We start from the raw sequence: 13,509 nt of genomic DNA, 5'->3' as shown, positions 1-13,509 counted from the left end.
TCATATATCAAATTTTGTGAGGCATAATTTTTGTCTTAATATGTATTCATCTGTAATGAAGGAGGAATTTAATGTCTAAAATTAAAGTTGTTGTAGGAGTAGATATAGGGGGCACCAATACTAAATTTGGATTTGTTGATAAAAAAGGGAAATGTTATTATGAAAAATCAATTCCCACACGAGCAGAAGAAAAATCTGAACAATTATTTAAAAGACTTTTTTTAGAAATCAATCAAGCATATAAAAAATTTGAAAACAATTTAGAACTCACGGGAATAGGTATTGGAGCTCCAAATGCAAATTATTACAAAGGAACTGTTGAACAACCGCCAAATTTAAATTGGGGAATGGTTAATGTTCTCAAAGAAATAAAAAAATATTCTTCTCTGCCTTCAGCTATTACTAATGATGCAAATGCAGCAGCAATTGGAGAAATGCTTTTTGGAACTGCAAAAGGAATGAAAAATTTTGTTGTTATTACTTTAGGAACAGGATTGGGTAGCGGAATAGTTGTAGATGGAAAATTAGTTTATGGTTCCGATGGATTTGCTGGGGAATTAGGACATACAATTGTTGACCCAAATGGCCGCCAATGTGGATGCGGTAGAAAAGGCTGTCTTGAAACTTATGCATCAGCAAGTGGCATTAAAAGAACTGCATTTGAGTTGATGGCATCAACTTCTATCCCGAGTAAATTAAGAAAAATACCTTATGAAAGACTTACATCAAAGGATATTTACAATGCTGCAAAGAAAGGGGACAAACTTGCACTCGAATGCTTTGATTTCACAGCTAGAATACTTGGATTTAAATTAGCCGATACAGTTGCACACCTCAGTCCCGAAGCTATAATTCTTTTTGGAGGATTAGCTGTAGCAGGTGATTTATTAATTAAACCAACAAAGAAATACTTAGAAGAAAATTTATTGAATATTTTTAAGAACAAAGTAAAAATTTTGCAATCATCATTAATAAAAAGAAATTCGGCTGTCCTTGGAGCAGCAGCTTTAATCTGGAACGAATTGGAGAAAAAAATATGAGAAAAAGAATTTTATACTTTGTTGTAATTCTTCTTGCATTAATTTCATGCAGAAATAGTTCTATTAATTCTTTTAATCAGGATGAATTAGAGGAAATAAATAAAAAAGTTGATGCACTTCTTTCAAAGATGACACTTGATGAAAAAATTGGTCAGATGATTCAGGTAGACAGAAGTGCTGTAATTAATAATCCACAGGATATAAAAAATTATTTTATAGGTTCAATTTTAAGTGGAGGTGGTTCGGCTCCTGAAACTAATACACCCGAAGCATGGGCAAATATGTATGATATGTTTCAATCTTATGCTCTTCAAACAAGATTAAAAATACCAATAATTTATGGAATTGATGCAGTTCATGGACATAATAATGTTTATGGAGCAGTAATTTTTCCTCATAACATTGGACTTGGATGCACAAGAAATCCGGATATTGTAGAGCAAGTTGCAAGAGCTACTGCTATTGAAGTAGCAGCTACTGGAATTGATTGGACTTTTGCACCTTGTATTGCTGTCCCGCAAGATGAAAGATGGGGACGAACTTATGAAGGTTTTGGAGAAACATCTGAATTAGCTGAAATGATGGCTGCTGCTGCAGTTCGTGGATATCAAACAGAAATTCTTGGAAGCAGTAATTCTTCTATTCTTGCATGTGCAAAACATTTTCTTGGAGATGGTGGAACTAAAGACGGCAAAGACCAGGGAGATACTCAGGTTGATGAATCAGTATTAAGAAGAGTTCATCTTCCGGGATATATTTCAGCAATTAATGCTGGAGTTGGAAGTGTTATGGTTTCCTACAGCAGCATTTTTGGCCAAAAAATGCATGGAAATAAATATTGGATTACTGATGTTCTGAAAGGTGAATTAAAATTTCAGGGATTCGTTGTGAGTGACTGGGGTGGAGTAGACCAGCTGCCTGGTGATTATAAAACAAAACTTGAAACAGCAATTAATGCTGGTATCGATATGGTTATGCTTCCTTATGATTATAAAAACTTTTTTGTAAATATGAAGCAGCTAATAAACGAGAATAGAATTTCTATTAGCAGAATTGATGATGCAGTAAGAAGAATCTTGAGAGTTAAATTTCAACTTGGATTGTTCGAAAAACCTTTTGCTGATCGTTCATTATTATCAAAAGTTGGAAGTCAGGAACATAGAACAATTGCAAGAGAAGCAGTGCGACAATCTTTAGTATTGTTAAAGAATAATAAAATTTTGCCTTTGTCGAAAAGCAATAAAAAGATTCTGGTTGCAGGTAAAGCCGCAAATGATATTGGAATTCAATGCGGAGGCTGGACAATTGCATGGCAGGGTGCCGAAGGAAATGTTACAAAAGGAACTACAATCTTAGAAGCAATAAAAAAAGCTGTTTCACAAAATAGTTCTGTTACTTATTCAATTGATGGAAATAACTTGTCTGATGCAGATGTTGCCATTGCAGTAATTGGAGAAAAACCTTATGCAGAAGGACAGGGAGATAGAACAGATTTGAATTTATCTAAAGAAGATTTAGAACTAATCTCAAAAATTCGTGCAAAAGGAATTCCTCTGATAGTCATATTAATTTCAGGCAGGCCAATGATTATAACAAATATAATTGAGGACTGTGATGCATTTATTGCTGCTTGGCTGCCAGGAACTGAAGGTGATGGAATTGCTGATGTAATTTTTGGTGATTATAAACCAACCGGTAAACTATCTCATTCATGGCCCAGAAGTATGTCACAAATTCCAATTAATATTGGTGATAATAATTACAACCCGCTCTTCCCATACGGTTACGGTTTAACATATTGATTAAATTCTATGAGGACATAATGAAAAAAATTCTTTTTTTATTTTTTATAGCATATTCAATGAATGCACAAGTAAAAAGATTTGAACAAAGAGTAGACTCGATTTTATCTTTAATGACGCTTGAAGAAAAAGTTGGTCAACTTGTTCAATTTACTGGTGGAACTGATACAGGAACAAAAACTCCAAAGCCCAAAGAAGGTCACGAAGAATTAATTCGACAGGGTAAAATTGGTTCTCTTCTAAATATTTTTGGTGCAGAAGAAACAAAAAGATTACAGAAAATTGCAGTTGAAGAATCACGATTAAAAATTCCTTTGATATTCGGTCTCGATGTAATTCATGGTTTTAAATCAACATTTCCAGTTCCAATTGCAGAAGCAAGTTCATGGAATCCCAAACTAATTGAGTTTTCTGCAAGAATGCAGGCAATCGAAGCTTCGGCTGCAGGTGTTCATTGGACTTTTAACCCGATGGTAGATATTGCAAGAGACCCTCGTTGGGGTAGAATTGTTGAAGGAAGTGGCGAAGATCCATATCTCGGCTCTGTAATGGCTGCTGCTCGTGTAAAAGGTTATCAAGGTGACGATTTATCTGCTGAAAATACAATTCTTGCCTGTGCAAAACATTATGCTGCATACGGTGCTGCTGAAGGTGGAAGAGATTATAATACTGTAGATATTTCAGAAAGAACTTTGAGAGAAATTTATTTGCCACCTTACAAAGCTGCTGTTGAAGCAAATGTTGGTTCGCTGATGGCTTCTTTTAATGAAATTGGAGGAGTCCCTTCTTCTGCTAATCAATTTTTGATGACTAAAGTTCTGCGCGATGAATGGAATTCAGATGCATTCGTTGTAAGTGACTGGAACTCAATTGGTGAATTAGTCCCTCATGGAATTGCAAAAGATTTGAAACAAGCTGCAGAACTTGCAATTAATGCTACAGTCGATATGGATATGGAAGGAAATGCTTATTTCAATCATCTTGTTGAACTTGTTCGAGAAGGGAAGGTTGATGTTAAACTGATTGATAATGCAGTAAGAAGAGTATTGCTTGCCAAATTTAAACTTGGATTGTTTGATAATCCTTTCAAGTATTGTGATGAAAATCGTGAAAAGAAAATTGTCCTCAGCAAAGAGATGATCGAAGCAACAAAAAAAGTAGCTCTCGAATCAATTGTTCTTTTAAAAAATGAAAATAATTTATTGCCATTAAAAAAAGATTTAAAATCAATTGCGGTCATAGGTCCTCTTGCAAATTCAAAAGATGACCCGCTTGGTCCATGGGCTCAGCAAGGCGAACCACAAAATGTTGTTTCAGTTCTTGAAGGAATTAAAAATAAATTAGGTAATAAGGTAAAAATTAATTTTGCTGAAGGCTGCTCGATTACAGGAAAAGATAAAAGTGGATTTTCAAAAGCAATTAAAGCAGTTAAAAATTCTGAAGTTGCTATTGTTGTTCTTGGTGAATCGAGAGATATGAGCGGCGAAGCTCAATCCCGAGCTACGCTCGATTTACCCGGTGTTCAAGAAGATTTAATTAAGGAACTGTATAAAACAAAAAAATCAATTGTTGTTGTGTTGATGAATGGCAGACCATTAACTATAAATTGGATTTCAGAAAATATTCCGGCAATTCTTGAGACATGGTTTTTAGGAATTCAATGTGGGAATGCTATTGCTGATGTTTTGTTTGGTGATTATAATCCAAACGGCAAATTACCAGTTTCATTTCCTAAGTATGTTGGTCAAATTCCTCTTTATTACAATCATAAAAATACTGGCAGACCATATAATCACGTTCAGCCTCAATATACTTCTTTCTATAATGATTTTACGATTGAACCTCTCTATCCATTTGGTTATGGATTAAGTTACACTAAGTTCGAATACTCCAATTTAAATCTCAATAAAAATCAGATTAAAAAAGATGAATCATTAAAAGTAAGTGTTGATGTTAAAAATACTGGCAAATACGAAGGGGAAGAAGTTGTTCAACTATATATTCGTGATTTGGTGGGCAGCGTGACAAGACCTGTTAAAGAATTAAAAGATTTTATGAAAATAAAATTAAAACCAGGCGAAACTAAAAAAGTAGAATTCATTATTACTCCAGATAAACTTAAGTTCTACGATATCAATATGAATTATGTTGTTGAACCTGGTGATTTTAAAGTTTTTGTAGGAACTAATTCTGTTGATGTACTCGAATCATCTTTCACAATAGTTGAATGAGGTAATTATGAAAAAATTATTTATTGGTTTATTCTTATTTCTTTTAGTTACTGCATGTTCATCTCAAATTGTTGTAAAAGAAAAGTTAGGCAGTCAAATTGAACAAAATTTAAAAACAGAATTTAGAAAATCGGTAAACATCAACTATTTACTTTATCTTCCAAAAGATTATGAGTTGAAAGACAAATTTCCATTGCTTCTTTTTCTTCATGGTGCAGGAGAAAGAGGAAATGATTTACAACTCGTAAAAAAACATGGTCCGCCAAAATTAATTGAAGAAGGAAAAGAATTTCCTTTTATTGTTGTAAGTCCTCAATGCCCCTTAAATAAGCGCTGGAATACTGAAGACCTGATTGCATTATTAGATTATTTGATTGAAAATTATAAAGTAGATAAAAATAAAATTTATGTGACAGGATTAAGTATGGGTGGAAATGGAACATGGCGGTTAGCTGCGGAAATTCCAGATAGACTTGCGGCAATAATTCCCATTTGCGGCTGGGGTGACCCTTTTGCTGTTTGTATGATGGGAAAATTGCCTGTTTGGGCTTTTCATGGAGCTAAAGACCAAGTAGTTCCTGTTAGTGCATCTGAAGAATTAGTTGAAAGACTAAAAAGCTGCGGCGGCGATGTTAAGTTTACTGTTTATCCAGAAGCAAATCATGATTCATGGACAGAAACCTATAACAATCCCGAAATTTATGAGTGGCTTCTGAATCAATCATTAGAAAATAGGAATAAATGAAAATTATGAATTGAGAAGGAAGAATAGCAGAATAAAAATTTTTTATCAATTTGGAACTATAATTATGAACTTTCAACTTTTGATTGTTAATTCTCAATTCGCTCAATATTCAACGCTCAATGTTCAATGTTCAACGCTCAATGTTCAATGTTCAACGCTCAATGTTCAATGTTCAATATCCAATTATCAATGTTCAATATTCAATTATCAATTAAAAATAATAGGTGGAAATGAGATTTTTAAAATTTTTGAGTGCGGTTTTGATTCTTAATTTTGCATTAATTGCTCAACCAAAAAATTTTGTTCGAGTTGAAGGCAAAAATTTTGTAGATGAAAATGGGAATAAAATTTTTCTTAAAGGGATTAATCTTGGTAACTGGCTTAATCCCGAAGGTTATATGTTTCATCTCAAAGATGTCAACTCATATCGCTTAATTGATAATTTGATTAAAGAACTTGTTGGACCAGAAGAAGCAAATAAGTTCTGGAAATCTTTTCGTAATAATTATATAACCCGAGAAGATATTGCATTTATTAAAAAAGTTGGTTTCAATCACATTCGTGTACCGTTTAATTTTAGACTCTTTTTAATTGAAGACCATCCAGAAATTTTTCTCGAAGAAGGATTTAAAAGACTTGATAATGTTATTGACTGGTGCAAAGAATTTAATTTGTTTGTGATACTTGATATGCATGCAGCTCCAGGTGGACAAACAGGAGACAACATTGATGACAGCTGGGGTTATCCTTTTTTGTTTGAAAGTTATTTAATGCAGCAGGCTACAATTAACTTGTGGAAAAAAATAGCAGAGCGATACAAAGATGAAACAATTATTCTTGGTTATGATTTATTGAACGAACCTATTCCTCATTATTTAGATAATAAAGAAGAACTAAACAAATTGTTAGAACCGCTTTACAAAAAAATTGCAAGTGCAATCAGAACCGTTGATAAAAATCATATCATCTTTTTAGGTGGTTCACAATGGAATACAAATTTTAATGTTTTTACTTCACCTTTTGACTCCAATTTAGCTTACACATTTCATAAATACTGGATGCCAACAGAACAAAAAGAAATTCAGCAGTATGTAGATTTTAGAGATAAATATAATGTTCCTGTTTGGTTAGGTGAATCAGGTGAAAATGATAATGAATGGATAAAATCATTTAGAAAATTATTAGAGAAAAATGAAATTGGATGGTGTTTCTGGCCCTATAAAAAAATGGAATCAACACGCGGTGTAATTTCATTCAAAAAAACTAAAGAGTGGGATGAAATAATTAAATATGCTGAAGATTCAAGAAAAAATTTTGAGGAAATTAGAAAAAATAAACCATCGAGAGAAATTGTTATAAAAGCACTGAACGATTTAATTGAAAACATCAAGTTCAAGAATTGTGTAATCAATAATGATTATCTGAAAGCACTTGGATTAAGCAATTAAAAATTTCTCATTGAATTCGTGTAAATATTCATGTGATTTTTTAATAAAATTATTTTTTAGCTTAGGAGGGAATATGAAACATGTAATGATTTTATTTTTGGCAGCTTCAGCAATTTTAGCGCAAACAAAATTTCCATATCAAGATATTAATTTGCCAATTGAAAGAAGAGTTGAGGACTTGCTTACACGAATGACTCTCGATGAAAAGATTGAATTGTTAGGTGGAACTGGATTTGCAACGAAACCAATACCTCGATTAGGCATTCCAGAACTGCGAATGACAGATGGACCAGTTGGAGTGAGATGGAATCCGTCAACTGCATTTCCCGCATCAATTGCAATGGCTGCAACATGGGAACCAAATTTAATCAATGGGATTGGGAGTGCTATAGCAAGAGAAGTTAAAGGTAAAGGTCGTCATGTAATTCTTGGTCCTTGTGTGAACATTGTTCGGCTTCCAACATGGGGAAGAAATTTTGAAACTTTTGGTGAAGACCCATTCCTTGCATCTCGAATGGCGGTAGATTACATCAAAGGTGTTCAAAAAGAGGGTGTTGCTGCAACTGTAAAACACTTTGCAGCCAACAATCAGGAACATGAAAGAATGTTTATTGATGTTATGGTTAGCGAACGTGCGTTGAACGAAATTTATTTGCCGGCATTTAAATCTGCTGTAACAGAAGCTGATGTTCTCTGTGTGATGTGTGCATACAATAAGGTTAATCAACATTTTGCAAGCGAAAATGATTATTTGCTAATTGAAAAACTTAAAAAATAATGGGGCTTTAAAGGTTTACTTATGAGTGATTGGGGTGCGGTTCATTCTTCCATTCCAACTGCAAAAGGTGGTCTCGACCTTGAAATGCCTTTTGGTACTTTTCTAAATAAAAATAACCTTTTGCCTGCAATTGAAAATGGAGAATTAACAATAGAAAAAATTGATGATAAAGTAAGAAGAATTTTAACAGTAATATTTAAACTCGGTTTATTTGATACACCAGAATGGGAAGAAAATCCTTCATTAATTGATTCACCAGAAAATAGAAAAATTGCATACGAAACATCACTTGCATCAATTGTTTTATTGAAGAATGAAAAAAATATTTTGCCATTGAATAAGGATAAAATAAAGTCAATTGCTGTAATAGGTCCTGCTGCAAAAATAGCAAGAACTGGGGGAGGAGGCAGTGCTTATGTTACTCCAATTAATCCTGTATCTCCTCTCGATGCTCTGAAAAATAAATTACCAAAGAATATAAAAATTAATTATGAACCAGGAGTTTTACTCGAAGGTGATGCTCAGGCAATTCCATCTGAATTTTTATTTACAGATGAAAATCAGAAAACAAATGGATTGAATGCAGAATATTTTGATAATGTTAATCTCTTAGGCGAACCAAAGGTAAAAAGAATTGATAAAAATATTTCTTTCAACTGGGCAGATGGTAAACCAGTGAATGAATTAGATGTTAATAATTTTTCAGTTAGATGCACTGGTTATCTGAAAGCTCCTCAAAGCGGTGAATTTATTGTTAACACTGCAACTGATGATGGTGTTCGTTTATGGATTGATGATAATCTTATAATCAATGATTGGACAGACCACGGCGTAATGACAATCTCTCGAAAAATTAATTTAGAAAAAGGAAAATTGTACAAGATTAAAATGGAATATTATTAAAAAAGCGGCGAAGCTGTGGCAATCCTTGGATGGCAAACTCCAGATGATAACTTGTTGAATAAAGCAATTGAATTGGCAAAACAATCTGATGTTGTTCTTCTCTTTGTTGGAACTTCAGATAGAATTGAATCTGAAGGGATGGATAGAGCAGATTTAATTTTGCCATCTGAACAGGATAATTTAATTCAAAAAATTGCTGAGGTTAATAAAAACACAATTGTTGTTTTAAATACAGGAGCCCCGATTTTAATGGATCAATGGATTGACAAAATAAATGCACTCCTTGAAATGTGGTTTGGCGGCAGCGAAGGTGGAAATGCTATTGCTGATGTGTTACTCGGCAATTATAATCCAAGTGGAAAATTACCAGTTACATTTCCTAAAAGATGGGAAGATTGTTCTGCATATGAAACTTACAGAAAATATCCGGCACGCACTTATTACGCAGATGATATTTATGTAGGTTACCGCCATTTTGATAAATATAACATTGAACCACTTTTTCCGTTTGGATTTGGATTGTCATATACAACTTTCGAATATTCTGACATTAATGTTATAAATAAAGGAGATAAATGCGAAGTAAGTATTAATTTAAAAAATACAGGTAATATGAAAGGAGCAGAAGTAGTTCAACTTTATGTAAGTCAAAAAAATCCAAAAGTTGATAGACCAATTAAAGAATTAAAAGCATTCAAAAAAGTATATTTAAATCCTGGCGAAACTCAAAAAGTTATCCTTGAGTTCGATAAAAATTCTCTTTCATATTATGACGAAGCATCTCGTTCATGGAAACTTGATAAAGATGATTATGAAATATTGATTGGAAGTTCTTCTCGTGATATTAAATTAAGGAGTATAATTTCTTTATTGGATTAAATAAAAATCATTCTGAACAAAGTGAGAATCTTTTTTTATAAATGTAGAATTAAGTTTTAGATTCTTCGTCATCCACCTTTTGGTGGAATTATTCAGAATAACAGAGAAAAAAACAATACAGTCATTCTGAATGGAGCGAAGCGGGATGAAGAATCTCATTAATACAAAAATTGGGATTAGATTCTTCGTCGACCGCCATTCGGCGGTCTCCTCAGAATGACAGAAAAGTATATATCATTTAATGATGGAATCATTCTAAGTGATGAATGAAAAATATAGAGAATAATCAGAACAAAAAAAGTGTATGAGGATTAAAGTCCCTCTCTTTTTAAGAGAGGGATTTAGGGAGAGTTTTTTTATAATGATTGAATTGTGATAAATTCTTAAAGCAAAGAATCTCTTTAGAAATAGGTTCAGCTTTAAAGATATTTCATCAGTCAATAAAAGCTGTTTGAAAATAAAAAGTCATTCTGAATGGAGCGAAGCGGAATGAAGAATCTCATTAATACAAAAAATGGGATTAGATTCTTCGTCGTTCGCCTATCGGCGGACTCCTCAGAATGACAGAGAAAATATAATTGTCATTCTCATATGACAGGGTAGAGAAGAATTTCATAAAAAATATTTTACTTAATTGATTTTCTAATTTCCATAATTTGACATTATGAATTGTTCTGTTTAATTCTATGATGTCATTTTTGTAAAATTTTTACATTTATTGCGGAAATACTATGTATAGAAAAGAAATTTTTTTTATAATCTTTTATTTCTCCTTAGCATTATACGCTCAAAATTTTTCCGGTGGATTTAATTTTTATTTGCCATCGAGTGATACAAGCACACAAAAATTTTTACCTGCATTTCCGATTGATAAAATTGAAGATGATGAATTTGTATCAATTGATTCTGAAGGAAAATTTAGTGTTAAAGGAAAAAGGATACGATTCTGGGGTACAAACTTTGGAGCTGATAACGCATTCCCTCCAAGAGATAAAGCCGGACTTTTAGCAGGACGTTTGAGAAAATATGGTTTCAATCTTGTTCGTATGCATCACCTTGATAATCCATGGTCAAATAGAAGCCTTGTTGGCAAAAGTGAAACACGCCAAATTAATCCTGCTTATCTTGATACTCTCGAATATATAATTTCCAAACTCAAAGAAAATGGAATTTATGTGAATATGAATCTTCATGTTTCAAGAACCTTTAGAATATTTGATCAGGTTCCTGATTACGATTCACTGCCAGAATTTGGGAAGGGTGTAAACTTTTTTGACCCTTATATAAAAAGTTTGCATAAAGAATATGCACGTCAACTTCTTACTCATGTTAATCCATACACCGGAAAAGCTTTGGTTAATGATCCAGTAATGGCAATGGTTGAAATTACTAATGAAAATTCTCTTTACAGATTTTGGAGAGATAATCAATTAAAACCAATATCAAAAGGCGGGGGACTGCCATATCGTTATTCTAAAATGCTTGATAGCTTATGGATTGAATTTTTGATAAAAAAATACCATGCAACCCAAAATTTACAAACTGCATGGAATAAAGGACAAATTTCATCTGGTCAAAATGAACAGGTAAAAAATGGAGGTTTTGAAAATCCTAATCCTCGAAATTATTGGGCACTGGAAGAACATAATGGAGCTGATGCAGATACTTCACGTGATAATACAGTTTCTTATTCAGGAAATTACAGTTTTAAAGTTGCTGTAAAAAATGCAACTGGAACAGATTGGCATATTCAATTCAAATTGCCTTCTGCTACAATTCTAAAAGATTCTTCATATACATTTTCATTTGCCGCTCGTTCAGATTCACCAAGAGAAATTGCTGTTAACATAATGAATGACCAGTCGCCATGGAATTCTTATGGATGGTATTCAATAAAATTGACAACAAACTGGCAGATATTTTCTTTCAGCATTAAAGCTCCTGAAGATAATAAAGGTCACACAAGATTGTCATTCAGTCTTGGCAAAGAAAAAGGAACATATTGGTTTGATGAAATTAGTTTTACAAAAGCCGGGGTTGTTGGTTTAGAACAAAATGAGTTGCTCGAATTAAAAAATGTTGCTCGTATCGATTATTCAAAATGTGTTCAATATACAAATCAAAGAGTTAAAGATATGTCTGAGTTCTACATAAATCTTGAAAGAAATTATTTTAAAGAGATGATAAAGTTTTTGAAAGATACACTTGGTGTGAAAGTACCAATTGTTGGTACAAACTGGAATGTTGGTCCGGCAGATTTAGCAGCAATGTCAGATGCAGATTATGTTGATAATCATGCTTACTGGGACCATCCGCAGTTCCCATCAGTTGCATGGTCTTCAACTGATTGGCTAATTAACAATACTCCAATGGTAAAGGATAATAACGGGGGAACTATACCGAGTTTATTTGCTGGGGTTCCGATGGTTGGAAAACCATTTACAGTTAGTGAATACAATCATCCATTCCCGAACAGATATCAAGTAGAGTCAATTCTATTTAGTGTGGGTTATGCTTCATTTAATGATGCAGATGCATTTATGTATTTTGATTATAGTGAAGCTTTCGAATGGGAAAAAGATTTTATTGCAGGATTTTTTGGAGTTAATCGTAACTCTGTTTTAATGTCGTTCTATCCAACTGTTGCTTATGCATTTCGAAATGGTTTAATTAAGTCCTCATTAAATCCAATTCATATTAGCTACACTGCTGATACTTTGTATGCCTTACCCAAAAATGATGCTTCTGGATGGTATGGTCCTTCATATTATGACAGAAAAATTTCTTTTATTCATTCGATTAAAACAGAAAATTATTTTGGCACAACCACAACTAATTTTAATCAGCTGCCTCAAGTTGCAGGATCCTCGTTTATCACAGACACAGAAGAAATTATTTGGAATACAAATGATGGAACATTAACAATAGCTGCACCAAAACTAAATGGATTAACCGGCTATCTTTCTAAATTAAAAGGCAAAAGAGTTGGTGATATTTATGTGGCTGATGTTCTCTCTTCAGATGATTTCGGAACTTTAACATGGTTGTCTTTAACAGAATATCCAGTTTCAAGTTCTGATAAATCTTTGATTACAATCGGTTCTAAAATTCAAAATACTGGGATGATTTGGAATGGAAATAAAACAGTAAATAATAATTGGGGACATTCTCCAACTCAAATTTATCCAATTAGAATCAAACTAGATTTAATGATTTATGCAGATTCCATCAGAGTATTTCCGCTTGATAATAAAGGGAAAGAAATTTTATCACAATCATTTGTAATAAAACCTTTTCAAACAAATCATTTTCTTTTCGATATCGACCAGTCAATTTATAAAACACTCTGGTTTGGTATTGAAAAGTATGGAAGTGGAATATCAACTAAAATTAATCAGAAGAATAATATTCCACTTGAATATAAATTCGAGCAAAACTTCCCAAATCCATTTAATAATTCAACAATAATTAAATATCAAATTCCCAAAGATGGGGTTGTAAAAATCAAAATCTATGATATTTTAGGGAAAGAAATTAAAACACTTGTAGATGAATATAAAATGGCAGGCTACTATCAGATTGATTTCAATTTAGAAAATATTTCGAGTGGAGTATATTTCTGTACTTTTCAGGCAAATAATTTTGTTGATATAAAAAAAATTATTTTTTTAAAGTAAATTAAA

Annotated in this window: 9 protein-coding genes; all 9 read left to right on the top strand. The window is 32.7% G+C overall.

Annotation, left to right across the window (positions count from 1 at the left end; translation table 11 throughout):
- Positions 1 to 71: 71 nt before the first annotated feature.
- The 9 genes from VJY32_RS07955 (at position 72) to VJY32_RS07915 (ending at position 13,503) form a co-directional block, all read left to right on the top strand.
- A complete protein-coding gene (locus tag VJY32_RS07955; protein ID WP_353677378.1) occupies positions 72 to 1,040 on the top strand; it encodes an ROK family protein in 969 nt (322 codons plus the stop codon).
- Positions 1,037 to 2,842: a glycoside hydrolase family 3 protein gene (locus VJY32_RS07950; RefSeq protein ID WP_353677377.1), complete on the top strand. Its 1,806-nt coding sequence runs from the start codon at positions 1,037 to 1,039 to the stop codon at positions 2,840 to 2,842. The genes VJY32_RS07955 and VJY32_RS07950 overlap by 4 nt, the downstream gene beginning before the upstream one ends.
- Positions 2,843 to 2,862: 20 nt before the next feature.
- On the top strand, positions 2,863 to 5,073 hold the full coding sequence (gene bglX, locus VJY32_RS07945; RefSeq protein ID WP_353677376.1) for a beta-glucosidase BglX: 2,211 nt from the start codon (positions 2,863 to 2,865) through the stop codon (positions 5,071 to 5,073).
- A 7-nt stretch (positions 5,074 to 5,080) separates the two neighbouring features.
- Positions 5,081 to 5,818 (top strand): carboxylesterase family protein, encoded by a 738-nt coding sequence (locus tag VJY32_RS07940; protein WP_353677375.1) that lies wholly within the window; start codon positions 5,081 to 5,083, stop codon positions 5,816 to 5,818.
- Between the two features lie 230 nt (positions 5,819 to 6,048).
- Positions 6,049 to 7,266 carry a glycoside hydrolase family 5 protein gene (locus tag VJY32_RS07935; protein ID WP_353677374.1) on the top strand — a complete coding sequence of 406 codons (1,218 nt, stop codon included), beginning with the start codon at positions 6,049 to 6,051 and terminating at the stop codon, positions 7,264 to 7,266.
- Positions 7,267 to 7,339: 73 nt separating this feature from the next.
- Entirely contained in the window at positions 7,340 to 8,044 is a 705-nt protein-coding gene (locus tag VJY32_RS07930) for a glycoside hydrolase family 3 protein (RefSeq protein WP_353677373.1), read from the top strand.
- Between the two features lie 21 nt (positions 8,045 to 8,065).
- Positions 8,066 to 8,947 carry a PA14 domain-containing protein gene (locus tag VJY32_RS07925; RefSeq protein ID WP_353677372.1) on the top strand — a complete coding sequence of 294 codons (882 nt, stop codon included), beginning with the start codon at positions 8,066 to 8,068 and terminating at the stop codon, positions 8,945 to 8,947.
- A gap of 15 nt (positions 8,948 to 8,962) precedes the next feature.
- Entirely contained in the window at positions 8,963 to 9,826 is an 864-nt protein-coding gene (locus VJY32_RS07920; RefSeq protein WP_353677371.1) for a glycoside hydrolase family 3 C-terminal domain-containing protein, read from the top strand.
- Between the two features lie 731 nt (positions 9,827 to 10,557).
- Positions 10,558 to 13,503, top strand: coding sequence for a T9SS type A sorting domain-containing protein (locus VJY32_RS07915; protein WP_353677370.1), 2,946 nt, complete (start codon positions 10,558 to 10,560; stop codon positions 13,501 to 13,503).
- Positions 13,504 to 13,509 lie beyond the last annotated feature (6 nt).

The sequence above is a fragment of the Rosettibacter primus genome (genome assembly GCF_036860675.1).
GTDB lineage: Bacteria > Bacteroidota > Ignavibacteria > Ignavibacteriales > Melioribacteraceae > Rosettibacter > Rosettibacter primus.
The sequence above is the reverse complement of the archived record's forward strand: the minus strand, read 5'-3'. Positions and strand labels throughout refer to the sequence as shown.